This is a genomic window from Halomarinibacterium sedimenti (genome assembly GCF_019312585.1).
GTDB classification, from domain to species: Bacteria; Bacteroidota; Bacteroidia; order Flavobacteriales; family Flavobacteriaceae; genus Halomarinibacterium; species Halomarinibacterium sedimenti.
This window is the reverse complement of sequence record NZ_JAHWDP010000001.1, coordinates 833,832-857,970: the sequence shown is the minus strand read 5'-3', so window position 1 is coordinate 857,970 and position 24,139 is coordinate 833,832. Positions and strand designations below refer to the sequence as shown.

The following is a 24,139-nucleotide window of genomic DNA, read 5'->3' as shown; positions in this document are numbered from 1 at the left end:
ATAATTTTTGTTATATTTTAGTCCTTAAAGCCATTGCCATTGAGCACATTTAATATCATACAACAAAAGTTAGAACAGTTTATTCGTAAATACTACACGAATGAACTTATTAAAGGAGCTATCTTGTTCTTTGCTATTGGGCTATTGTATCTTATTATCACCTTGCTTGTTGAACATTTTTTGTGGTTAGAAACAACAGGCAGAGCCATCCTTTTTTGGACTTTTGTTGTCGTTGCGTTAGGATTATTTGCAAGATTTATTGCTTTTCCATTAGCAAAACTATTTAAACTCCAAAAGGGGATTAGTTATGAAGAAGCTTCAAAAATTATTGGCAACCATTTCCCGCAGGTTAATGATAAGCTGTTAAATGTAATTCAGCTAAACCAGAATAGACGAGAATCTGAATTGCTTGCCGCCAGTATCGATCAAAAATCTGGTGAGTTGCAACCGATTCCTTTTGTGAGCGCTATTCATTTTAAGAAAAACATTAAATATCTTAAATATGCGGCCATTCCTGTTGTAATCATTGTATTAATAAGTCTATTTTGGGACAAAAATTTATTTACAGATAGCTACGAAAGAGTAGTGCATTATGATACCGCTTATGAGCCACCAGCGCCTTTTAGTTTTGTATTGCTGAATGATGATTTAAAAGCTATTGAAAACAAAAACTTTAAGGTTAAAGTAAAAACCGAAGGTACCGTAGTTCCCGAAAATGCTTCAGTGAACTTTAATAACGAAACCTATTACCTAGAACAAACCAGCCCAGGGAGATTTGAATTTACCTTCTCTCAACCTTCCGAAAGTTTTGATTTTCGCTTTATTGCCAATAAAGTAATTTCTAAACCCTATCGGGTTGAGGTGGTTAAAACCCCATCATTGTTAGGGTTTGAGATGTTTCTGAATTATCCATCTTACACAGGAAAGAAAGATGAAACTTTAAAGAGCACGGGTAATGCTACGATACTAGAGGGAACGCAGGTTACCTGGAAAGTTAACACCAAGAATACCGAAACGGTGCAACTTAAAGTAAAGGACACTTCTTATAACTTTAGTGTAAAGGAAAACGAATTCAGCTTTAATAAAGGAGTATATCAAAAACTGGATTACGCCATTACAACTTCCAATAAAGATTTGAAAGAGTACGAAAACCTTGCCTTTACATTAGGGGTTGTAAAAGACGAGTATCCTGAAATATCTGTGTCTTCAAAACAAGACAGTACCGAGTTTCAAACCTATTATTTTTTGGGACAAGTCTCAGACGATTATGGACTTACAAAGCTACAATTGGTGTATTATCCTGTGGGAGAAGAAGGACAAAAGAAAACTAAAAAGCTATCTATTAATACTTCAAACTTCGACCAATTTACACATACCTTTCCAGGGGATTTAGAACTTGAAGAAGGCGTTTCTTATGAATACTATTTTGAAGTTTTTGACAACGATGTAATTCATAATTATAAATCTTCAAAAACAGGATTTTACACCTTCAGAAAGCTCACAAAAGACGAATTGGAGAAACTTCAACTTGAAAAACAAGGAGAAAATATAAAAGATCTTTCAAAATCGATTAAGGACTTGAAAGAACAAGACAAACGCTTAGAAGAAATTAATAAAATTCAAAAAGAAAAAGAGCAACTTAATTGGAACGATAAAAAGAAGCTTGAGGACTTCCTGAAACGGCAAAAACAGCAAGAGGAAATGATGAAGAATTTTTCTAAAGAAATGAAAGAGGATTTACAAAAGTTTCAGCCCGAAAACAAAGAGGAAGATCCATTTAAGGAACAATTAGAAGAGCGACTAGAAGAAAATGAAAAGCGCCTGGAGGAAAATGAAAAACTGTTAGAAGAATTAGAACGACTTCAAGAAAAAATTGACAAAGAAGAGCTTTCAGAAAAATTGGAAAAACTTGCTAAGCAAAACAAGAATCAAGAAAAGAATTTAGAACAGTTAGTTGAGCTTACGAAGCGCTATTATGTCACCAAAAAAGCAGAAAAGCTCGCGGAAGAACTTTTCAAGCTAGGGGAGGAACAGGAAAAGCTTTCGGAAGCATCAAAAGAAGAAAACACAAAGGAAAAGCAGGAAGAGTTGAACAAAAAGTTTGACGACTTCCAGAAGGAGATGGAAGATTTAAAAAAGGAAAATGAAGAGTTGAAAGAGCCTATTGATATCCCACAAGATGTAACTGGCGAAAAGGAAGTTGAAAAGGAGCAAGAAAAAGCCACAGATAAATTACAACAGCAAAATCCTCAAGGTGCAGCACCCAGCCAAAAGAAAGCGGGTCAAAAAATGAAGCAAATGAGTCAGCAAATGGAAGCTAAAATGATGTCCGGCCAAATGGATAGTATGGATGAAGACATTGAAATGTTGCGTCAGGTTTTGGACAACCTTGTTACTTTTTCATTTGAGCAGGAAGACTTAATGCAAGATTTTAAACAAATTGATTATGGAAGTGCTGCCTTTGGAAAAAAACTTAATATTCAGAATGATTTAAAATTGAATTTTCAGCATATTGATGATAGTCTTTTTGCATTATCATTACGACAACCTTTAATTAGCGAAGTAATTAATGAATCACTTACTAATGTGTCTTTCAACATCGATAAGGCGCTAGAACAATTTGCAGAAAATAATTCACGTAATGGTATTGCGAGTCAACAATATACTGTAACAGGCGCTAATGAGCTTGCTATTCTTTTAAGCGATCTGCTAAGTAATATGCAAAGTATGGCTATGAGTATGCCAGGTCAGGGCAAAGGACAAGGCAAGGGTATGGGAAAAGGAGAAGGACAAGGTGATGGCTTCCAACTCCCAGATATTATCAAAAAACAAGAAAGCCTGAGTAAAGAAATGGGTGAAGGAATGGAAAAAGGAAAAGAGGGACAAGATGGAGAAGGTGAAAAAGGTCAAGGAAAGGAGGGTCAAGGAGAAGGAGAAGGAGGTGGACAATCTGGTGATGGAAATTCAGGAAAAGATGGTAAAGATGGCAAAAGTGGAAATAATGGTAGTGGTGGTAATGGTAATAAAGATGGAAAAGAAGGTGAAAATGGAGATAAATACAATGAGGATTTAAATGGAAAGCTGTATGAAATTTACAAGCAACAGCAGGATTTACGAAATCAACTAAAGGATAGATTAAGTAAAGAAGGACTAGAGGGGCAAGGAGGTAAAATTATAAAGGAAATGGAAGGTATTGAGCAGCAATTGCTAGATAAAGGCTTTAACCAAAGAACCTTGGAACGTATGCTAAATCTGCAGTATGAATTGTTGAAACTAGACGAAGCAGACTTTGAGCAAGGAAAAGAAAATAGAAGAGAATCTCGTACCAATAGACAACAATTTAATAACTCGCTTCGGTTACAACCAGAGGACATTAAAAAGTATTTCAATCAAGAAGAAATTCTAAATAGGGAAGCCTTACCTTTGCATTTAGAATATAAGAAAGAAGTGCAAAAGTATTTTAACAAAGAAAATGATTGATTTTTTTTCTGAAACAGAGTTTGAATTTAGTGATGAAGATTCTGTAAAAGATTGGGTTGCAAAAACGATAGTTTCTGAAGGATTAAAGGAAGGAGATTTAACTTTTATTTTTTGTGATGATGTGTACCTTCATAAAATAAATCTTGAATTCCTTAATCACGATACACTTACAGATATTATCACTTTTGATTATACTTTAGGAAAGGAAATCCACGGGGAGATTTATATATCCATTGACAGGGTAAAAGAAAACGCTTCAGAATATAAAGTTTCTTTTAATGAAGAATTACATAGAGTGATTATACATGGCGTGCTTCATCTATGTGGTTATAAGGACAAATCTGAAGCTGATGAAAGCCAAATGCGTTTCAAGGAAAACTTTTATCTTCAAGCTTTCCAAAGCTAGTAGCCTGATATTCAACTATTTATTATTTTAATTATCTGAATTTCAATGTTTTACGCTATATTTGCACCCGTTTAAAAATTAATTTGTTCCACGTGGAACAATAGAAGCTATGTTTAATAAAGAATATGATGTTATTGTTGTAGGTGCTGGACACGCAGGATCTGAAGCAGCGGCTGCTGCCGCGAACCTTGGGTCGTCTACTTTACTTATTACAATGAACCTTCAAAATATTGCACAGATGTCTTGCAACCCTGCTATGGGAGGTATTGCTAAAGGACAAATTGTTCGTGAAATTGATGCGTTGGGCGGCTATAGCGGAATTGTTTCAGACAAGACAGCCATTCAGTTTAAAATGCTCAATAAATCGAAAGGACCTGCTATGTGGAGTCCACGTGTTCAAAGTGACCGAATGCGTTTTGCTGAAGAATGGCGATTAATGTTAGAGCAAACACCCAATCTTGATTTTTACCAAGAAATGGTTTCTGGGATTTTAGTTGAAAACAGAAAAGTAATAGGCGTAAAGACTTCGTTAGGTATTGAAGTGAAGGGAAAATCTGTTGTATTAACAAACGGAACTTTTTTAAACGGTCTTATTCACATTGGAGACAAACAATTTGGAGGTGGTCGAGCAGGAGAAAAAGCTTCTACCGGGATTACACAGGATTTAGTTGATTTAGGTTTTGAAGCCGGAAGAATGAAAACTGGAACACCACCAAGAGTGGATGGAAGATCCTTAGATTTTTCCAAAATGATCATACAACCAGGAGATGACGACCCACAAAAATTTTCTTATTCAAAAATCACAAAACCCCTTACCCAACAAAGAGCGTGTCATATGACACATACAAGTCCTTTAGTTCATGAATTATTAAAGGAAGGATTTGATAGATCTCCTATGTTTAATGGTTCTATTAAAAGTATTGGACCAAGGTATTGTCCTTCTATTGAAGATAAAATTAATCGGTTTGCAGATAAAGACAGACATCAATTGTTTGTTGAGCCTGAAGGGTGGAATACTGTTGAATATTATATTAATGGGTTTTCAACTTCCTTACCAGAGGAAGTTCAGTTTAAAGCGTTAAAGGAATGTGCTGGATTTGAACATGTAAAGTTTTTCAGACCAGGATATGCCATAGAATATGATTACTTTCCGCCTACACAGTTACAGCACACTCTAGAAACTAAACTCGTATCTGGGTTGTATTTTGCGGGTCAAATTAACGGTACAACAGGATATGAAGAAGCCGCATCTCAAGGGTTAATGGCAGGTATTAATGCGCATTTAAAAGTGCATGAAAAGGACCCTTTTATATTAAAAAGAGATGAAGCGTATATAGGGGTGTTAATAGACGACCTTATTACAAAAGGAACAAAGGAGCCTTATAGAATGTTTACCTCTCGTGCGGAATATAGAACCTTATTGCGACAAGATAATGCCGATAATCGGTTAACACCAAAATCCTTTGAGCTTGGTTTGGCTTCTGAAGAAAGAATGCGTGATATGGAAGAAAAGTATGCAAAAAGTGATGCTTTTATTCAGTTTTTTAAAGAAACAAGTGCTGCGCCAGAAATAATAAATCCTATACTTGAAAATAAAGATTCGGCCCTTGTAAAGCAAAGTGACAAATTATTTAAGTTCTTTTCGAGACCTAATATCACTATGGATGATATGAGGAAAATACAAGAAGTAAATGAATTTGCTGCATCCAATGAATTAACCCACGAGATTTTGGAGCAAACCGAAATTCAAATAAAATATGCGGGTTATATTGAAAAAGAAAAGAACAATGCAGACAAGTTAAATCGACTAGAAGGGATTAAAATACCATCAAGTTTTGACTATTCTAAACTTAAGTCGTTGTCGTATGAAGCTGTCGAAAAACTCACTAAAATTAAACCCACAACGGTTTCTCAAGCGTCACGAATAAGCGGCGTTTCTCCTAATGATATTTCGGTATTGTTAGTGTATATGGGAAGGTAATTTAACATTGTTTCACGTGGAACATTTACTATTTTGACAGAACAATCCGATAAAACTCATTGTACCACCAAAGACTTTTTGGTGTCTGGAGAATCCTTTTCATTAGTTTGGAATGAAGACCAAAAGATTCTTATAACACAACCACAACCTTTAAAAGAGAATCTTAATAAGTACTACGAAAGCAATGAATATATCTCTCATACCGATTCAAAAAAGGGTCTAATTAATTTTCTTTACCAAGCAGTCAAGAACTATTCTTTAAAAAGAAAACTACGTTTAATTGAAAAACTACATCTAGGAAAAGGGAGCTTGCTAGATATTGGAGCCGGAACAGGAGATTTTTTAAAATACGCAAAAGATAATAATTGGGAGGTAAATGGTGTTGAGGTGAATGCAAGTGCAAGATCACTTTCTCTAAATAAAGGAATACAATTAAAAGAGTCGATAGAAGAATGTAAGGGAAATCAATTTGATGTGGTTACCCTGTGGCATGTGTTGGAGCACTTACCCGATTTACAAAATACAGTTCTTAACATTGAAGCATTGGTTAAAGAAGGCGGAACTTTAATCGTTGCAGTTCCCAACTTTAATTCCTACGATGCAAAATTTTATAAAGAATTTTGGGCTGCCTATGATGTGCCGAGACATCTTTGGCATTTTTCTCAAGAAAGCATGAAGATGTTGTTTTCGTCAAAAATGACATTGGTAAAAACTAAACCTATGATTTTTGATGCATTTTATGTAAGTCTTATTTCGGAGAAATATAAAAACGGAAATACTTTTTCACTTAAGGCATTTTGGATAGGATTGCGTTCAAATCTTTCTGCTTGGAAGACCAAGGAGTATTCTTCTTTAATTTATATCTTCAAAAAGGCTAATTAATTAAAATAAGCGCTAATTTTTAATGCAAAAGCGCATAAACGGCAGTTTGCCTTTCTTCTTTTTTAAACGCTCTTAAACGGCTTTATTTTTGATCAAAACAAATAATAAGTACTTATAAAAATCCGATGCTTCAATAAGTATTATTTATACCAATTCTTTTTTATGAATAAGCCTGGTGAGTTGTATGGAAAGATCTGTAAAAATGATTTTTGCATTCCCATTTCGTTCAATATGGTAATTTGCATTTTCTAAGGCTTCAACAATTTCAAAAATATTATTTTGATGTACAAAAGGTGCAAATTTTTCAATAGTGAATTTTGGGTCTTTCGTTTCAAAATATAAAAGTGAATCGGCTTTATAATTTTTAAGTAACGCTTGTCGAAATAATTCTACACAGTAAAACAAAAAGTTTTTTTGTGTTTCTCTTCCGTTTTGGGCCATTAAGTCACTCCATTGCAACAGTTCCTCAATCGCTTTTTTATTTCCTTTTGCCTTAAATGCAGTACGTACCCAAAGAATAAACCATTCTTCAAAAATACTGTCTTCATTGGTGTTTTCAATAATTTGAAGTGCTTTATTAAAATCTCCATGAGACTGTCTACTAATCTTTTGTGCTTCATTTTCTGTAATTCCTTTTTTCTCTATGAGTGCTTTTGTAATAGCAGCCTCAGAAAGTAAAGGCAAATGCAATGTTTGGCAACGGGAATGAATAGTATTAATAATTTGCTCTTCATTTTCAGTAAGTAAAAGGAGCACTGTTTTGTCTGAAGGTTCTTCGACCAATTTTAAAATTTTGTTGGCACATTCGGTATTCATTTTTTCGGCCATCCAAACAATCATAACTTTGTAACCACCTTCATATGCCTTCAATGAGAGCTTTTTCGAAATTTCTTCGGCTTCCTTTACACTAATATTCCCTTGCTTATTTTCAATTCCTAAATGCTGAAACCATTGAAAGAGAGAACCATAAGGATTTTTTGAAACAAAATCTCTCCATTCTGTTGAAAATGAGTCGGATACGGCCGATTTTTTAACAGATTCATTTGTGTTTACGGGATATACAAAATGAAGATCGGGGTGAGAAAGACGCTCGACATTTTTTGAACAACGAAGGTGAGCCTCACTATCAACTTCATATTGACTGCACAAAATTTCTTTGGCATAACCTATGGCTATTGGAAGTAGTCCAGCACCGCTTTGCCCTACAAACAATTGAGCATGGGCAATTCTGTCATTTTTTAGGGTTGTTAAAAGATGGTTTTTGATGTAATCTAAACCAACAACTTGTGAGAAATCCATACACAAAACTACATTTTTTTATTCAGTCTATTAACGGCATAATTGGTTATATTTGCGTTTGAAAAATAGGACCTATGAAAACGCTAAACGACTTCAATTTTAATACTAAAAAAGCTTTAATAAGAGTAGATTTTAACGTTCCGTTGGATAAGAATTTAACGGTAACTGATGCGACGCGAATTGAAGCCGCAAAACCTACCATTATAAAAGTATTGGAAGATGGTGGAAGCTGCGTATTAATGTCGCATTTAGGGAGGCCCAAAAACAAAGAAAACGAGTTTTCATTAAAACACGTTGTGAATGCAGCTAGCGATATTCTTGGTGTTGCTGTTAAGTTTGTGGATGATTGTATAGGAGATAGGGTTGAAGAAGCTGTTTCTAAGCTTCAGCCCGGTGAAATTTTGTTACTCGAAAACTTAAGATATTATCCCGAAGAGGAAAAAGGAGCGGTAGATTTCGCAGAAAAGCTTTCAAAATGGGGAGATATTTATATTAATGATGCCTTTGGAACGGCTCATAGAGCACATGCTTCCACCACGGTAGTAGCACAATTTTTTCCTGAAAATAAATGCTTTGGACATTTATTGGCTTCCGAAATTAAAAATGTAAATAAAGTTTTAAACGATAGTCAAAAGCCCGTAACTGCCATTGTGGGGGGTGCCAAAGTATCTTCAAAAATTACCATAATTGAGAACATTTTAGACAAAGTAGATCACCTTATTATTGGGGGTGGGATGGCATTCACTTTTATAAAAGCTCAAGGCGGAACCATTGGAAACTCTTTGGTGGAAGATGACAAACAAGAATTGGCTTTGGAAATTTTAAAGAAAGCCAAACAAAAAAATGTGCAAGTGCATGTACCCACAGATACTGTTATTGCAGATGCATTTGCGAATGATGCCGAAACGAAAGTATGCGATATTTATAAAATTCCTGAAGGTTGGATGGGCTTGGATGCAGGTCCTGAAACACAAAAGCAATTTGCTGAAGTCATCCAAAACTCTAAAACCATTTTATTTAATGGTCCAGTAGGTGTTTTTGAAATGCCTAACTTTTCAAAGGGAACCATTGCTGTTTGTGAAACAATTGCAATAGCAACGCAAAATGGTGCCTTTTCATTAGTAGGAGGAGGCGATAGTGTTTCGGCAGTAAAGCAATTTGGATTTGAGGACAAAGTAAGTTATGTGTCCACTGGAGGGGGTGCTATGCTGGAAATGTTGGAAGGGAAAACATTGCCTGGGATTGCGGCTATTTTGGAGTAATACGTTAAAAAATTGCACAATTCAGGCAATTCACTATTTTTATCAAAATTTTTAACCTACTCCCTCGTTATATGCCTATGCTAAAAAAGGTAATTTTAATAGTGGTACTTATGGTTTGCGGGATCACTTTCTCGCAGGATAAGACACCTTCAAAAAAAGACAAAAAGAAACAACTACCACAAAAAACGATTCAGGTAGTAGATTCTATTTCGGTTCCTAAATTAGACGAGGAACTTCCCACAACCATTGTGGCTACAAAGCTTAGAGACTCTGTAGTATATGAACTTGAAGACCTAAAGAAAGCTAGAAAAATAGACTCTGTTTGGCTAGCACAATTGTACAATAATGATCTTTTTGAAGAAATTTATGGTTCTGTGGTTGAATTGGATTATGAACCCGTGGAATATGAAGAACTACCCACCGAAGTTTTAAAACAACGTCTCAAAGAGCTTGATGCTCGCACCCCTTTTCATGTAGAATACAACCCTTCTTTGGAAAGTGTTATAAAAAGCTATCTCAAAAATCGAAGAAGGACTATGGGGAGGCTCATAGCGTTAAGCGATTATTATTTCCCGATGTTTGAGGAGGAAATGGCACGCCAAGGATTACCTCTAGAAATGAAATATTTGGCCGTAATTGAATCGGCTTTAGACCCAAAAGCTACCTCAAGAGTAGGAGCCAAAGGACTTTGGCAATTTATGTTTCAAACAGGAAAAATGTTTGGATTGGATGTAAATAGTTATGTAGATGAGCGCACAGACCCTTTAATGGCAACAGAAGCTGCAGCAAAATACTTAAAAAGCCTTCACAAAAGTTTAGGCGATTGGGATTTAGCTTTGGCAGCTTACAATAGTGGACCAGGGAATGTTTCTAAGGCGATACGTCGCTCGGGAGGAAAAACAAATTATTGGAATATCCGTCAATTTCTTCCACGTGAAACAGCTGGATATCTTCCGGCTTTCCTAGCTACGATGTATATTTTTGAATATGCTGAAGAACACGGATTAAAAAGTCATGGACCTAAATTTCCATACATTGCAACCGATACTTTGCATATTAAAAAGATGATTACTTTAGAGCAAGTTGCAAAGGTGACCAATATGGATTTGTCCGAGGTAGAATTTCTAAACCCTTCTTATAAGCTGGGTGTTATTCCAGTAATTAAAGATGAAAATTATGTGTTAAGATTGCCTCTTGATGCGATTGGGAAATTTGTTAATAACGAAGAAGCTATCTATGATCTAGCCGAAACAGAATTTAATGATAGAGAAAAGCCACTTCCCCAACTTTTTGAGCAAAATGATAAAATTCGGTATCGAGTAAGAAGCGGAGATTATCTTGGAAGAATAGCTGAAAAATATGGCGTTTCAGTAAGTCAAATAAAGCGCTGGAATGGATTAAGAAGTAATACACTTCGAGTTGGACAAAGACTTACCATATATCCTAAAGGGGCCCAAATAGCAGCCTCTGAAAACACTACTACTATTGCTAAAACGGAAAACGTAAAAACATATACTGTAAAAAGTGGAGATACGCTTTGGAGCATATCAAAAAAATTCCCCAATATTTCTATTGATGATTTAAAAAAGTGGAACGATATTAGTGGTAATAATATAAAACCAGGAATGAGACTAAAAGTTTCAAAAGGTTAACTTTGTATTAATTAGACCATTATCCAAATGAAAATACTTTTATATCCGCTCGTTTTTTGTAGCATTTTATTTTTCTCTTGTGATAATTCATCAGGAAAAAGAGACACATCTTATTTAACCGAATCTGTAGGGGCTATTAATGGGCTTCAGGTAGTAATTTCTAATACGCTATGGAATGACTCAGTAGGAGAAAAAATTAGAGAATATTTCGCCGCACCAGCCGATGGACTTCCTCAAATAGAGCCTATTTTTTCAATTAGTCAAATTCAGCCAGAAAATTTTAGTGATTTTGCACGCACCTACCGTACTTTTTTATACGTAGATTTAGGAAAAGAGGACACTGTGAAAGTGAAAAAGGACTCTTATGCAAAACCACAAATAGGAGCTTTTATTACTGCCACTTCAGAAGATAAACTAATTGAACTTATTGAGGCAAACCAAGAGAATATTATAAACACTTTTAAATCTTTCGAGATTAAAGAGCGCCAACGAAGAACGAATATTTCTTTATTAAAAGTAGACTCTCTTAAAGAGCGATTTGGTATTTCACTAAATATACCATCTGCATACCGAGTGGCTTCGGCTTGCGATGATTTTTATTGGATTCGAAAAGATTTAAAATCAAATGGGAGTACCAATTTGTTAATTTATGAAGTGCCTTTAAATGTAATTGGACAAGATAGTAGTATCATTGGTGATATCATTAAAGTTCGTGACACTATTGGTTCTGGGTATTTACCTGTTGAGGACGATGATTTGTTTGTTACCGAAGAGGCTTTTGCGCCCTACCTTTTCACAACGGAAGTAGGAGGAAAATTTGCCTATGAAACTAAAGGAACTTGGGAAGTAAAAGATAATTTTATGGCAGGACCCTTTCTTAATTATGCCATTAAAGATGAAGAGAGTGGGCGCTATTTAATAATAGAAGGTTTTACACACGCTCCATCCATGGAAAAAAGAGATTTACAATTTGAATTAGAGTCCATTATAAAATCGACTAAGTTTGAATAGTTCTTAATGACAATAAATAAAAAACCCGAAGCTTACGAGCTTCGGGTTTTTTATAAATAAGACTAGAAAAATTATTTATTTTCTTCCAGTTTATCACTTTTATCGTCTTTAGAAGCATCTTTAAATTCTTTAATTCCGCTTCCCAATCCTCGCATTAATTCTGGTATTTTCTTTCCTCCAAAAAGTAATAAAACAATAATGACAATAAGAACGATTTGCCAAGGACCAATTGCAAGGGGTATAAAAAGTGCTTCCATTTTAGTATAATTTTATGACACAAAGGTAACAAGAAATCCTTAGATAGAACGTTTTCATCGTAAGTTTAGCATAAACCACGTACATTTGTAAACCTATTATTTTTGTAAATGCAAGAAAAAGAAAGAAGAGGGAAGAAAATAAAGACGAAATTACTGCATAAATATCGTCTGGTAGTTTTAAATGAAGAAACCTTTGAAGAACGTTTTTCTTTTAAACTAAACAGATTAAATGTTTTTGTATTTAGTTCTTTAGCAGCGCTTATATTAATTGCTGGCACAACTATCCTTATTGCCTTTACACCCCTACGCGAATATATTCCTGGATACTCTTCCACCTCTCTAAAGAAGAAGGCGACCGAGCTAACATATCAAACAGACTCCCTTCAACAAAAATTATTGATTAATCAGCAATACTTAGCTTCTATAAAAAGAGTGTTAACGGGAGATGTTAAAGCTCAAAACTTTAATAGGGACTCTATTCTTCAAGTGGTTAGAAAAGAAATAAATGAGTCGGCATTTTTACCTTCAAAACAAGATTCTATATTAAGGGAAAAGGTACAACAAGAAGACAAATACAATCCCTTAACGGCAAACTCAGAATTAAAATTTGTACTGTTTGCTCCAGTAAAAGGAACCATTTCTGAAGATTATAATCCTTCAAAAAAACACTTTGCAGTAGATATTGTAACCGCCAAAAATAGCGCGGTAAAGGCGGTTGCAGATGGCACCGTTATATTTTCGGGCTGGACCGCAGATGCGGGCTATGTGCTTATTTTAAAACATGGATCCAATTTAATTTCAGCCTACAAGCATAATGCATCCTTATCAAAAGAACAAGGGGATTTAGTTGAAGCAGGTGAGGTAATTGCAACCGTTGGGAACACAGGTGAGCTTACAACGGGGCCTCATCTTCATTTCGAACTTTGGAGCGATGGCTATCCAATAAACCCAAAAAACTTTATCGATTTTAATTAAAATGACGCTAAAATCTTTTGGAGCTAAACTTTTTGCCAAAACTATTGTGATGCAAATCTCGGGATGGGCTACAAAACCCATAGAAACCCAGCAAAAAGTCTTCAACGAACTAATTTCTAAAGCAAAGAACACCAAATTTGGAAGAGACCATCACTTTTCTGAAATATTATCTTTTAAAGATTTTGCAAACAAAGTCCCTATTAGAGATTACGAAGATTTACGTCCATACATCGATCAAGTTGTAGAAGGAAATGAAGACATATTGTGGCCAGGAAAACCATTATATTTTGCCAAAACCTCTGGGACCACTTCTGGAGCTAAATACATTCCACTCACCAAGGAGTCAATGCCCCATCATATTCGGGCGGCGCGTAACGCCATACTATGTTACATAAATGAAACTGGAAACACCAAAATTGTAGATGGTAAAATGATTTTTTTACAAGGAAGTCCGATTCTTAAAGAACAAAATGGGATTAAACTTGGAAGGCTCTCAGGAATTGTAGCGCACTATGTCCCAAAATATTTGCAAAAAAATAGACTGCCTTCATGGGAAACTAATTGTATAGAAGATTGGGAAGAAAAAGTAGATTCCGTAGTAGCCGAAACACAAGAAGAAAATATGTCCATTATAAGTGGAATTCCATCTTGGGTGCAGATGTATTTTGAACGCCTTCAAGCAAAAACAGGAAAGAAAATTGGTAACCTTTTCAAGAATTTTGAACTCTTTATTTACGGCGGAGTTAACTACGAACCTTACCGACAAAAATTTGAAAACCTTATTGGGCGAAAAGTGGATAGTATTGAGCTCTATCCAGCTTCTGAAGGGTTTTTTGCATTTCAGAATGAACAAAAGGATAAAGGACTGTTGTTGCAATTAAATGCTGGAATTTTTTACGAATTTGTGGAAGCTGGCACCTTTTTTTCAGACCATCCAAAGCGACTCACAATTGGAGAGGTAAAGGTGGGCGTTAATTATGTAATGATTATTTCTACAAATGCAGGTCTTTGGGGGTATAATTTAGGGGATACAGTTATGTTTACCTCCACAAAACCTTATAAACTTATTGTTTCAGGACGAATAAAACATTTTATTTCTGCCTTTGGAGAACACGTTATTGGTAAAGAGGTGGAACAGGCCATGCAAGAGGCCTCAGAAAAATTTGACTTTTCAATTTCAGAATTTACAGTTGCCCCTCAAACCGAAACCCATCATGGAGAATTACCCTATCACGAATGGCTGATTGAATTTGAAGACACTCCTGAAAATCTTTCAGAAGTTGCAGCTTTTCTAGATGAATCACTTCAAAAACAGAATAGCTATTATTTCGATTTAATAAAAGGAAAGGTCCTTCAACCATTAAAAATTACAAGCCTTAAAAAGGATGCTTTTAATGAATTTATGAAAAGCCAAGGCAAACTGGGAGGGCAAAACAAAGTCCCACGACTGGCAAACGACCGAAAAATAGCAAACGAACTTGTAAAACTTCAAGGCTAAAATAATAGTATCTTTGCCAAGAAAATGAATCCGCAAATTTCACATAAACGAACTCGAGCCCAAGAAAGCTCAAGCGCTATAGAAAGGCTGTATATAACGATGCGTCACTTATTTAACAGAGGTTTTTATAAACCTATGGGAATTAGTGGAGAAACGCTTCGTGAGGCGCTTCTTATATTACGTCCAGAGATTTATGGCTCAATAGCCGAAGAGAAAATAGAATTACAGGGACTGCTTTATGTCATGGACAGGCTTCCCTATGGGATTGAAGAATGTACGTTTATAAATTTAACTAGCGACGAAGGCTATAAAAAGTCACATTTCACTCCTATTATTCCAGCCAAAAGAAGACGAAATTGCTATCGTATAGACGAGGAGCAAATGAATATTGAAATTACCCGAGGGAGAAGTGAAATTTATGACATCCTAACCCATCTTACCTTTCTCTATATTGAATCTCATAAAATCATGAAGCAAGTCCTCATTAATGATGATGGAGAATTGATCCGAGATTGGGAAAAGCTTGAAGACGCTGTTTTAAACAAAAAAACACTCACTCAAAAGGATAAGGAAATAGCCTTAACTCATACAGCCAATTTTTTAGGGAGAACCTTTGAAGAAGTAAATGAAGTGTATTCCTTATTTGCCTGTAAAGAGGACGAACACAGATTTCTAAAAATTATCTATTATCTAGGAATAGGGGCAATATCCGAAACACTTACAGATAAGAAAAGACTCATTACTTTCAGCCCAGTTTTAAGAGAGCGTTTAGGGCATCATATTCACGGCGAACGATGGGCGTTTAGAATTAAAAAAGAACTTTTCAATAAAGGATTGTTAGAACGTCCGCTTCATATTATTAGCGCTAATATGCACAGTGTCATGAATAGTCTTTTTGCTGAAGAAGCCTTAACAACAGAGAAAAAAGGTAAAACCACACTACAATTGTTTGAGGAATTGAGTAAGGCTGATAACGGAAAATTGAGAGAAAAAGTGACTAAAAAAGCGCTTCAAAATGGAATGATTTATTTACCAGATGAAAGTGGCACTAACATAGATGTACAGCTTTTTGACACTGATAAGATTTTAAAATTAAATCTCAGTTCACCTGAAAAACCTGTGTTATTGGTCATGGATTATGCTTTTGGGGAACAGGCATATGAAACCATGGATGAACTTCTGAAACCATTTCAGCATAACGGGAAAAAGGAATATTTAAATGTGGCATCTATTTCTATCATGGGGAAGGCTGGAATTTTGGAAGGTGGAAAAGGTGATATTATGATCCCTTCTTCACATATTTTTGAAGGAACAGCAGACAATTATCCCTTTAAAAATAAACTAAAGAAAAATCATTTTGGGAATAATGTAAAAGTATGTTCTGGTGCGATGATTACAGTGTTGGGAACGTCACTGCAAAATAAGGACATTCTTACCTTCTTTTATAATTCATCATGGAACGTAATTGGTCTGGAAATGGAAGGAGCACATTACCAAAAAGCCATCCAGTCTGCATCAAAAATAAGACGAAGCATTAGCCCTAAAGTTGAGGTGCGGTATGCATATTACGCATCGGATAACCCTCTTGAAACTGGAAGTACCTTGGCCTCAGGAGGCCTAGGCACCACGGGTGTACGCCCAACCTATTTAATTACGGAGAAAATTTTAGAACAAATACTTAAATAGTACGATTTGGCAAAGAAAACAGTATTAGTAACAGGAGGGGCAGGCTTTATAGGATCTAACTATGTGGGTTACGTTTTGGAAAATTTTGATGACAACGTCGTGGTACTTGACAAACTTACCTATGCAGGGGATCTTAGAAATTTAGAAGCTTTTAATAATCATCCAAATTATCATTTTGTAAAGGGTGATATATGCGATTCGCATCTACTGGAATCACTTTTTAGCAAATACCAATTTCAAGAAGTCGTTCATTTTGCGGCAGAATCTCATGTAGATAATTCCATAACGGGTCCTTCGGCATTTATAGAAACTAATATTGTAGGGACGTTTCAGTTATTGCAAGCAGCTTATAAATTGTGGATGGATGGAGCAAACCAGTTAAAAGCTGACTATAATACTGCGAGATTTCTTCATGTTTCCACCGATGAGGTTTACGGAACTTTGGGTGAAACAGGATTGTTTACTGAAGAGACTTCATATGCGCCTAATAGCCCGTATAGCGCTTCAAAAGCTTCTTCAGATTTTATTGTGAGAAGCTATTTTCACACCTACGGAATGCCTGTTGTGACTACAAATTGTTCAAATAATTATGGGCCCAATCAGCATAAGGAGAAATTAATTCCCACGATCATTCGTAAAGGACTTTCAGGAGAACCTATTCCTATTTATGGTGATGGTCAAAACGTGAGGGATTGGCTATATGTAAAAGACCATTGTGTAGGAATTAAATTAGCCTTGGACCAAGGTGCCTTGGGTGAAACCTACAATATTGGTGGGCGTAACGAAAGAAAAAACTTATATATTGCAAATACTATTTGTGAACTTTTGGACGAATTAAAACCAAAAGAAGTTTCGTATAAAAAACAAATTTCTTTTGTTACCGATCGTCCAGGACATGATTTTCGATATGCGATTGATGCTTCCAAAATTGAAAATGAATTGGGTTGGAAAGCTGAAGAAACATTTGAAACAGGAATTAAAAAAACCATACTATGGTATTTGCACAACACCAATAGATTATGAAGGGAATAATACTAGCAGGTGGCTCTGGGACTAGGCTTCATCCATTAACATTGGCGGTAAGTAAACAGTTAATGCCAGTGTATGATAAACCCATGATTTATTATCCACTATCCACGTTAATGTATTCTGGAATTCGGGAAATTTTGATTATTTCTACTCCAGAAGATCTTCCTCTTTTCAGAAAACTGTTGGGCGATGGCAAAAAATACGGTTGTGATTTCCAATATGCTGTGCAAGAAAATCCCAATGGACTTGCTGAAGCATTTATAATTGGAAAAGACTTCATTGGTAAAGATAAGGTTGCTTTAATTCTAGGAGATAACATTTTTTATGGATCGGGATTAAAGGAATTATTGCAAGCCAATAATGACCCTGATGGAGGAATTATTTATGCCTACCATGTGCACGACCCAGAACGTTATGGCGTTGTGGAATTTGACAAACATGGAAAAGCACTTTCTATTGAAGAAAAACCAGAAAACCCAAAAAGTAATTATGCAGTTCCAGGTATTTATTTTTATGACAATAACGTAGTAAACATTGCTGAAAACATACAGCCAAGTGCACGTGGTGAACTTGAAATTACCGATGTAAATAATGTGTATTTAAAACAAGGAAAACTTAGTGTAAGTAAACTTGATAAAGGAACCGCTTGGTTAGACACAGGGACTTTTGCATCGCTTATGCAAGCCTCCCAGTTTGTTGAAGTGATTGAAGAGCGGCAAGGGTTAAAGATTGGTGCCATTGAAGAAGCTGCTTACGAGATGGGATATATTTCAAAAGAACAATTAGTAAAATTAGCCGAACCCCTTTTAAAAAGTGGCTACGGGAAACATTTAATGAAACTAGATTAAGGTGGAAATCATTCAGAGCCCATTAAAGGACTGTTTTTATATAAAGCCAAGCGTTTTTGAAGATAAACGGGGTGTTTTTTCAGAAACCTACAATCAAAAGCAGTTTGAAAAGGCTACAGCTCTTTCTTTGAATTTTGTACAGGACAATCAGTCAATTTCAAAATATGGGGTCTTAAGAGGACTTCATTTCCAGACAGGAATTATGGCACAAGCCAAGCTGGTGAGAGTAGCTCAAGGCAGAGTACTTGACATTGTAGTAGATTTAAGAAAGGATTCTCCTTCTTTTGGAAGACAATTTTCGCTCGAACTTTCAGGCGAAAACGCCTTTCAACTTTTTGTTCCAAGAGGCTTTGCCCATGGGTTTGTAACACTTTCAAAAGATTCTGTTTTTTGTTACAAATGCGATAATTTTTACGACAAAGCTTCAGAAAGCGGGATTATTTATAATGACGCAACCTTAAACATCGATTGGCATCTTCCCCAAGAGGATTTAATAGTTTCAGAAAAAGACTTGGAACTTCCCACATTTAAGGAGGTGACTCAATGAAAAAAGTGCTTATTACTGGAGCAAAAGGTCAATTGGGATGTTGTTTAAAAGCGGCATCAAAGAATTACCCAGATATTGATTTTAGCTTTGTAGATAAGGAGATTTTAGATATTACAACTCCCAAAGCTGTAACAACGTTCTTTGAAGAGAATACCTTTGATTTTTGTATCAATGCTGCTGCCTATACCCAAGTCGATAAGGCTGAAAGCGATGAAGAGCAAGCTTTTTTAGTGAATGCAGAAGGAGTTAAAAACTTGAGTATTGCTTGTAAAGAGAGTAATGTTACCTTGCTTCATATATCTACGGATTATGTCTTTGACGGAAACAAGCAAACACCATATCAAGAAACAGATGAGACAAACCCAATTAATGTCTATGGAGCATCAAAATTAAAGGGAGAGGAGTATATTCAGGAGATTTGCGATAAGTATTTCATTATTAGAACGTCTTGGTTGTATTCTCAATACGGGCATAATTTTCTAAATTCTATTTTGAAGTTTTCTAAAGAAAAAGAAACGTTGACCATAACAACTGAACAAACAGGAAGTCCTACCAATGCTAATGATTTAGCAGATATTTTATTAAAATTGATACATTTAGACATTAAAGACTACGGGATATATCATTTTAGTAATGATGGGGAGGCAACATGGTATGATTTTGCAAAATCTATAATAGAGTTTTCAGGACTTTCAAATAAAGTAAATGTTGTAGAAACGGACTATTATCCTACTTTTGCAAAGCGTCCAGCGTATAGTATTCTTGAAACAAGTAAAATAAGAGAGGTTTTGTTAATCGAACCGTTAATGTGGCAAAGAAGCTTAAAAAAAACAATAAAAACCCTTTATAAAAATTAATAATGTTATGAATAATAATCATCCAGAGGAAATAGATTTATTGTTCCTTTATAATAAAGTTAGAAGTATATACCTAAATTTTCTGTTAAACCTTTACCGATTTCTCGTTCGATTTTGGTATGTCTTAATTATAGTATTGGTTTTAGGTTATTTATTAGGGCTTTATCTGCAAAACAATAAAGAGAAGTTAAGAGAAACTCAACTTTTAGTTCAAATTAATTTCGACTCGGCAGATTATGTTTATGATGCAGTAAATCAATTAAAGAAAAAGATTAATGAAGGAGATGGGACAGCACTAAATGAATTAAAAGATGACTTTACTCATCTCTTTAAAATAAGAAAAATAGAAATTGAGCCCATTCCTGATATTCGAGATCTTAATAATGGAATGGACCCAAATAATAGAAATGTGGATACCTATTTGGATCAATCAAAATATGAAGATGATTTACTTATTTCTGAGATGTTTGTTTCACAATATAGACTTCATAGAATCAAACTAACAACTACTAGCGATGCGAGTCCGCAAGTAATTAACACTATTCTTTCTTATTTTAATAACAATCCCAAATTTGATGAAATTAAGGTAATTGGCCTTAAAAACTTAGCAAATGAGGTTGCAGAGACAAAGGAAAGTATTGAAGAAATCGATATGATGTTAAAAGCATACGGTACGGTGGTGGAAGGACAAACCAATCCCGGGACAGTATATATTAATACTTCAAGTCCCGTAAACCAACATTTTTTAGTACAAGAAAAGACCAAGTTGGTTAAAGATCTTCAAATCATTGAAACCGATTTATTACGAGGGAAGGATGGTATTTTGTCTTTAATTAACAAGCCTATGTTACAAAAGAAGACCTCATTTTTAGATAGAACAACAATTATAATGCCTATTATTTTCTTGTTTTTCTTAGTAGTGTCCATTTATCTTGTTGCACTATTTAAAAAACTTGAAAAAATAGACCAAGAAAGTTCGAAGTAATTAAAATTCGGCTTTATTCTGTCTAGAAACTACTCTATGAAAAAGAAAAATCTTATTGTTTTTGGAACGCGTCCAGAGGCTATAAAAATGGCTCCCCTAGTAAAGGCGTTCCAAGAGAATGATAAAGACTTTGTTACAAGAGTTTGTATAACTGCCCAACATAGAGAAATGTTAGATCAGGTACTCACTTTTTTTGAAATTATCCCAGACTATGATTTGGATTTAATGAAACCTAATCAAGATTTATACGGCCTAACAGCAGATATTGTGAGTGGGATGAAATCCGTTTTAGAAGATTTTCAGCCGGATTATGTTTATGTACATGGAGATACAACTACTACCATGGCAGCAAGCCTTGCTTCTTTTTATTCAGGAGCAAAAGTTTGTCATGTAGAAGCTGGATTAAGAACTCATAATAAGTGGGCGCCTTTTCCAGAGGAAATTAATAGATCAATTACCGGGAGAATCACAGATTACCATTTTGCTCCCACAACAACTTCAAAGAAGAATCTGCTTAAAGAGAATATTGTTGAAGAGAATATCATTGTAACTGGGAATACCGTTATTGATGCTTTAAGATTTAGTGTAAAAAAAGTTTCATCCATAGATTTTTATGATTCAGAAATTGATATACTTAAACAAAGTATCAATTCAGATAAGGTAATACTCGTTACTGGGCATAGAAGAGAAAATCACGGACAAGGATTTATAGACATATGTAATGCTCTAAAGGAGATTGCAATTATTTATCCAGAGGCCCAAATTATTTATCCTGTGCACCTAAATCCCAATGTACAAAAGCCAGTTTATAAATTATTAAACAATATTTCTAATATAAAACTAATCGAACCATTAGGCTACCCAGCATTTGTTTGGTTAATGGATAAATCATATTTAATTATTACTGATAGTGGAGGTGTTCAAGAAGAAGCTCCAAGCCTAGGGAAACCGGTATTGGTTATGAGAGAAACTACTGAAAGACCAGAGGCAGTAAAAGCTGGGACGGTTAAATTGGTTGGAACAGATAAAACGAAAATTGTTTCGGAGGCAAAAGCCCTTTTTGAAAATGAAGAATTATACCATAAGATGAGTGAGCTTCACAATCCATATGGAGACGGTAAGGCGGTTGAAAGAATTGTAAAATTTATAAAAGAATTACCTCATGGAAAGTAAACCCAAAGTAGTGATGATGGGTTTGGGTTACATAGGACTCCCCACAGCAGCATTAATTGCTAGCAGAGGTCTTAGCGTAACAGGCGTGGACATTAGAAAAGAAGTTGTTGAAACTATAAATAGAGGGGAAATACATATTGTGGAGCCCGACCTTGACGGATTAGTCCATCATGTAGTAAAAGAAGGCCATTTAAAGGCCTCAATAAGCCCGGTAGAGGCGGATGTATATTTAATTGCGGTTCCCACTCCCTTTAAGGAAAATCACGTACCAGATTTAAGCTTTGTTAGCGCTGCAGTGAGAAAGATTATTCCAACTTTAAAAAAGGGTTCTTTAATAATTTTAGAATCTACAAGTCCGGTAGGGACAACTAAAAAAATTCAGGACCTAATAGAGAAAGAAAGGCCAGGATTAAGAGATGATATTTACATTGCTTATTGCCCAGAACGGGTGCTTCCAGGAAATATTTTACATGAACTAAAGCATAATGATAGGGCCATTGGAGGGATAAATGAAGCTTCTACCCAAAAAGCAATAAACTTTTATAAGCACTTTGTTGTAGGTGAGTTACATCCTACCAATGCTAAGACTGCAGAGATGGTAAAATTAGTGGAGAATGCTTCCCGCGACAACCAAATTGCTTTTGCCAATGAACTTTCTATGATTTGTGATTCAGCAGGGATAGATGTTTGGGAACTCATTCGTCTTGCAAATAAACATCCTAGGGTGAATATATTAAGACCTGGCACAGGGGTTGGAGGACATTGTATTGCGGTAGACCCTTGGTTTATAGTTTCAGAATTTCCTGAGCAAGCACAGCTTATAAAAAAGTCGAGAGAAATAAATAACTTCAAGACCCAATGGGTTTTAGAGAAGGTTAAAAATAAAGCGCTTCAATTTAAATTAGATAATGGTAGAGAAGCGGTAATTGCTTGTATGGGTCTAGCTTTTAAACCAGATATAGATGATTTACGCGAATCGCCAGCATTGTATGTTGCAGATCAATTAAAGGTTCAAGGTTTTCATACTTTAGAAGTAGAGCCCAATTTAAAAAATACTGCAGAAAGACCTTTAATTTCTAGTGAAGAAGCTATAAAACAAGCAGATATTATTATCTATCTAGTTGGGCATACTGGATTTAAAAATCTAAAAATTAACAAATTAAAATCTGTATTAGATTTTGTAGGAATTACCTAATATCTATGAAAAATCTCACATTTATTCTTCTATTAATTTCATTTCCATCACTGGCTCAGACTTATTTTTTTGAAGACTTTGACTATCCCGATTTTGAAACTCTGGATTCCTTATATCAAAATGATGCAAGAAATAGCATTTGGTCAACAAAACATGCAGTTAGCACCATTGACTTTAATGAAAATGGGGTAATCGATAAGGAAGAAGAATTTAAAAACTCTGTCATTGTGTTAGATCCGTTTAACGCCAACAACAAGATTATAAGATTCGAATTACAAAGATTGGATCCCTTTTTTTATGCAAAATATTCCTGTGATGACAGCGAAATTAATAATGTTATTCCAGATTCGCTATTGTTAAGTAAATATAATGCTCCTAAAAATCTTTACTGTGTAGATTGTAACCTTAGTCCCTTAGGGACAGGATCGTACGAATATAAAACTCATATGAATAGAAATGAAATTGCTATTTATGGAAATAGAGGTGATTTATATAAAGCAAAAAAAGAACATTGGTTTGGCTTAAGAATGCTTATTGATGAAAACTACCAAATAGATAACCTTAATCCAGGCGAAATTGTAACACAATTTCACAGTAGAGGAAAGAAAGTAATTAACCCTCCCATTGCGTTACTCATTGTTAAAGATAGATTTAAACTTACCATTACAAAAAATAACGATGGAAAGGGAGAGAGTTTTGATTTAGGCCCTGTGGTGAAAAATAAATGGATCGATTGGAAATATCGAATAATTATTTCAAAAAGTGATAAAAAAGGTATTGTAGAAGTTTGGAAAGACGGTGAAAAAGTATTGAGCCAAGAGGGTAGAAACTATATTAAAAACTACCCTATGTATCTTAAAATTGGAATTTACAAATGGGGTTGGTGGGATTGTAACAAAGACCTAAACGAGACTTCATATAAGGCAATAAGCTTTGATAAAGTTTGGGCAGATGATAAAGATATGACCCAAAATTAGGGCATTTTCTAAATATTTTTAGGTCAGCTTAAAATGGCTTAACTATTATTTACTAGTTGATAAAGTGTTAGAGTTGTTAACCTACCTCTTAAAATAATGTTATACTGAAACTTATAAAGAACAAATACCTACTCTATGG

General features: G+C 35.0%; 20 protein-coding genes. 18 read left to right on the top strand and 2 right to left on the bottom strand.

The window, feature by feature from the left end; all coding sequences use genetic code 11:
• The first annotated feature begins 39 nt into the window (after positions 1-39).
• The 4 genes from KXJ69_RS04080 to KXJ69_RS04065 all read left to right on the top strand — a co-directional run bounded on the left by KXJ69_RS04080 (position 40) and on the right by KXJ69_RS04065 (position 6,749).
• Positions 40-3,480 (top strand): coiled-coil domain-containing protein, encoded by a 3,441-nt coding sequence (locus tag KXJ69_RS04080; RefSeq protein WP_219051543.1) that lies wholly within the window; start codon positions 40-42, stop codon positions 3,478-3,480.
• The gene (gene ybeY, locus KXJ69_RS04075) at positions 3,473-3,886 is read left to right on the top strand and encodes an rRNA maturation RNase YbeY (protein ID WP_219051541.1); all 414 of its coding nucleotides are present in this window, start codon (positions 3,473-3,475) and stop codon (positions 3,884-3,886) included. Before KXJ69_RS04080 ends, ybeY begins: the two co-directional genes overlap by 8 nt.
• A gap of 109 nt (positions 3,887-3,995) precedes the next feature.
• Positions 3,996-5,867 carry a tRNA uridine-5-carboxymethylaminomethyl(34) synthesis enzyme MnmG gene (gene mnmG / locus KXJ69_RS04070; RefSeq protein WP_219051539.1) on the top strand — a complete coding sequence of 624 codons (1,872 nt, stop codon included), beginning with the start codon at positions 3,996-3,998 and terminating at the stop codon, positions 5,865-5,867.
• A gap of 33 nt (positions 5,868-5,900) precedes the next feature.
• Positions 5,901-6,749, top strand: a complete 849-nt coding sequence (locus tag KXJ69_RS04065; protein WP_219051537.1) for a class I SAM-dependent methyltransferase — start codon at positions 5,901-5,903, stop codon at positions 6,747-6,749.
• A 144-nt stretch (positions 6,750-6,893) separates the two neighbouring features.
• On the opposite strand, the gene KXJ69_RS04060 is transcribed toward KXJ69_RS04065, so the two are convergent.
• Positions 6,894-8,048 (bottom strand): DNA polymerase III subunit, encoded by a 1,155-nt coding sequence (locus tag KXJ69_RS04060; protein ID WP_219051535.1) that lies wholly within the window; start codon positions 8,046-8,048, stop codon positions 6,894-6,896.
• A gap of 74 nt (positions 8,049-8,122) precedes the next feature.
• Between KXJ69_RS04060 and KXJ69_RS04055 the strand changes: the two genes are divergently transcribed.
• From KXJ69_RS04055 to KXJ69_RS04045, 3 genes are all read left to right on the top strand, one after another.
• A complete protein-coding gene (locus KXJ69_RS04055) occupies positions 8,123-9,310 on the top strand; it encodes a phosphoglycerate kinase (RefSeq protein ID WP_219051533.1) in 1,188 nt (395 codons plus the stop codon).
• Between the two features lie 77 nt (positions 9,311-9,387).
• On the top strand, positions 9,388-10,962 hold the full coding sequence (locus tag KXJ69_RS04050) for a LysM peptidoglycan-binding domain-containing protein (protein WP_219051804.1): 1,575 nt from the start codon (positions 9,388-9,390) through the stop codon (positions 10,960-10,962).
• Between the two features lie 27 nt (positions 10,963-10,989).
• Positions 10,990-11,973, top strand: a complete 984-nt coding sequence (locus KXJ69_RS04045) for a DUF4837 family protein (protein WP_219051531.1) — start codon at positions 10,990-10,992, stop codon at positions 11,971-11,973.
• Between the two features lie 71 nt (positions 11,974-12,044).
• Here the strand turns inward: KXJ69_RS04045 and tatA are convergent, their stop codons facing one another.
• A complete protein-coding gene (gene tatA, locus KXJ69_RS04040; protein ID WP_219051529.1) occupies positions 12,045-12,230 on the bottom strand; it encodes a twin-arginine translocase TatA/TatE family subunit in 186 nt (61 codons plus the stop codon).
• 108 nt (positions 12,231-12,338) lie between these two features.
• Between tatA and KXJ69_RS04035 the strand changes: the two genes are divergently transcribed.
• From KXJ69_RS04035 to KXJ69_RS03985, 11 genes are read left to right on the top strand one after another with little or no spacing between them, the layout of a single operon-like run.
• Positions 12,339-13,205 carry a M23 family metallopeptidase gene (locus tag KXJ69_RS04035; RefSeq protein ID WP_219051527.1) on the top strand — a complete coding sequence of 289 codons (867 nt, stop codon included), beginning with the start codon at positions 12,339-12,341 and terminating at the stop codon, positions 13,203-13,205.
• Between the two features lies 1 nt (position 13,206).
• On the top strand, positions 13,207-14,703 hold the full coding sequence (locus tag KXJ69_RS04030; protein ID WP_219051525.1) for a GH3 auxin-responsive promoter family protein: 1,497 nt from the start codon (positions 13,207-13,209) through the stop codon (positions 14,701-14,703).
• Between the two features lie 24 nt (positions 14,704-14,727).
• Positions 14,728-16,389 carry a DUF6909 family protein gene (locus KXJ69_RS04025; RefSeq protein ID WP_219051523.1) on the top strand — a complete coding sequence of 554 codons (1,662 nt, stop codon included), beginning with the start codon at positions 14,728-14,730 and terminating at the stop codon, positions 16,387-16,389.
• A 6-nt stretch (positions 16,390-16,395) separates the two neighbouring features.
• The gene (rfbB, locus tag KXJ69_RS04020; protein WP_219051521.1) at positions 16,396-17,412 is read left to right on the top strand and encodes a dTDP-glucose 4,6-dehydratase; all 1,017 of its coding nucleotides are present in this window, start codon (positions 16,396-16,398) and stop codon (positions 17,410-17,412) included.
• Positions 17,409-18,266: a glucose-1-phosphate thymidylyltransferase RfbA gene (gene rfbA / locus KXJ69_RS04015; protein WP_219051519.1), complete on the top strand. Its 858-nt coding sequence runs from the start codon at positions 17,409-17,411 to the stop codon at positions 18,264-18,266. The genes rfbB and rfbA overlap by 4 nt, the downstream gene beginning before the upstream one ends.
• A 1-nt stretch (position 18,267) precedes the next feature.
• Positions 18,268-18,813: a dTDP-4-dehydrorhamnose 3,5-epimerase gene (gene rfbC / locus KXJ69_RS04010; protein WP_219051517.1), complete on the top strand. Its 546-nt coding sequence runs from the start codon at positions 18,268-18,270 to the stop codon at positions 18,811-18,813.
• Positions 18,810-19,670, top strand: coding sequence for a dTDP-4-dehydrorhamnose reductase (rfbD, locus tag KXJ69_RS04005; RefSeq protein WP_219051515.1), 861 nt, complete (start codon positions 18,810-18,812; stop codon positions 19,668-19,670). Before rfbC ends, rfbD begins: the two co-directional genes overlap by 4 nt.
• Before the next feature lie 7 nt (positions 19,671-19,677).
• The gene (locus KXJ69_RS04000; RefSeq protein WP_219051513.1) at positions 19,678-20,655 is read left to right on the top strand and encodes a hypothetical protein; all 978 of its coding nucleotides are present in this window, start codon (positions 19,678-19,680) and stop codon (positions 20,653-20,655) included.
• Between the two features lie 36 nt (positions 20,656-20,691).
• Positions 20,692-21,828, top strand: a complete 1,137-nt coding sequence (wecB, locus tag KXJ69_RS03995; RefSeq protein WP_219051511.1) for a non-hydrolyzing UDP-N-acetylglucosamine 2-epimerase — start codon at positions 20,692-20,694, stop codon at positions 21,826-21,828.
• Entirely contained in the window at positions 21,818-23,023 is a 1,206-nt protein-coding gene (gene wecC, locus KXJ69_RS03990) for a UDP-N-acetyl-D-mannosamine dehydrogenase (RefSeq protein WP_255571180.1), read from the top strand. Before wecB ends, wecC begins: the two co-directional genes overlap by 11 nt.
• A gap of 5 nt (positions 23,024-23,028) precedes the next feature.
• Entirely contained in the window at positions 23,029-24,000 is a 972-nt protein-coding gene (locus KXJ69_RS03985) for a heparin lyase I family protein (protein ID WP_219051509.1), read from the top strand.
• The last annotated feature ends 139 nt before the right edge of the window (positions 24,001-24,139 follow it).

Excerpts from the sequence above, each read along its gene's own strand:
- KXJ69_RS03985 (WP_219051509.1), top strand. The coding sequence starts at position 23,029 with ATGAAAAATCTCACATTTATTCTTCTATTAATTTCATTTCCATCACTG.
- tatA (WP_219051529.1), bottom strand. The coding sequence starts at position 12,230 with ATGGAAGCACTTTTTATACCCCTTGCAATTGGTCCTTGGCAAATCGTT.
- wecC (WP_255571180.1), top strand. The coding sequence starts at position 21,818 with ATGGAAAGTAAACCCAAAGTAGTGATGATGGGTTTGGGTTACATAGGA.
- rfbA (WP_219051519.1), top strand. The coding sequence starts at position 17,409 with ATGAAGGGAATAATACTAGCAGGTGGCTCTGGGACTAGGCTTCATCCA.
- KXJ69_RS04025 (WP_219051523.1), top strand. The coding sequence starts at position 14,728 with ATGAATCCGCAAATTTCACATAAACGAACTCGAGCCCAAGAAAGCTCA.
- KXJ69_RS04035 (WP_219051527.1), top strand. The coding sequence starts at position 12,339 with ATGCAAGAAAAAGAAAGAAGAGGGAAGAAAATAAAGACGAAATTACTG.
- KXJ69_RS04000 (WP_219051513.1), top strand. The coding sequence starts at position 19,678 with ATGAATAATAATCATCCAGAGGAAATAGATTTATTGTTCCTTTATAAT.
- KXJ69_RS04055 (WP_219051533.1), top strand. The coding sequence starts at position 8,123 with ATGAAAACGCTAAACGACTTCAATTTTAATACTAAAAAAGCTTTAATA.
- wecB (WP_219051511.1), top strand. The coding sequence starts at position 20,692 with ATGAAAAAGAAAAATCTTATTGTTTTTGGAACGCGTCCAGAGGCTATA.
- KXJ69_RS04045 (WP_219051531.1), top strand. The coding sequence starts at position 10,990 with ATGAAAATACTTTTATATCCGCTCGTTTTTTGTAGCATTTTATTTTTC.
- ybeY (WP_219051541.1), top strand. The coding sequence starts at position 3,473 with ATGATTGATTTTTTTTCTGAAACAGAGTTTGAATTTAGTGATGAAGAT.
- mnmG (WP_219051539.1), top strand. The coding sequence starts at position 3,996 with ATGTTTAATAAAGAATATGATGTTATTGTTGTAGGTGCTGGACACGCA.
- rfbD (WP_219051515.1), top strand. The coding sequence starts at position 18,810 with ATGAAAAAAGTGCTTATTACTGGAGCAAAAGGTCAATTGGGATGTTGT.
- KXJ69_RS04050 (WP_219051804.1), top strand. The coding sequence starts at position 9,388 with ATGCTAAAAAAGGTAATTTTAATAGTGGTACTTATGGTTTGCGGGATC.
- KXJ69_RS04030 (WP_219051525.1), top strand. The coding sequence starts at position 13,207 with ATGACGCTAAAATCTTTTGGAGCTAAACTTTTTGCCAAAACTATTGTG.
- KXJ69_RS04060 (WP_219051535.1), bottom strand. The coding sequence starts at position 8,048 with ATGGATTTCTCACAAGTTGTTGGTTTAGATTACATCAAAAACCATCTT.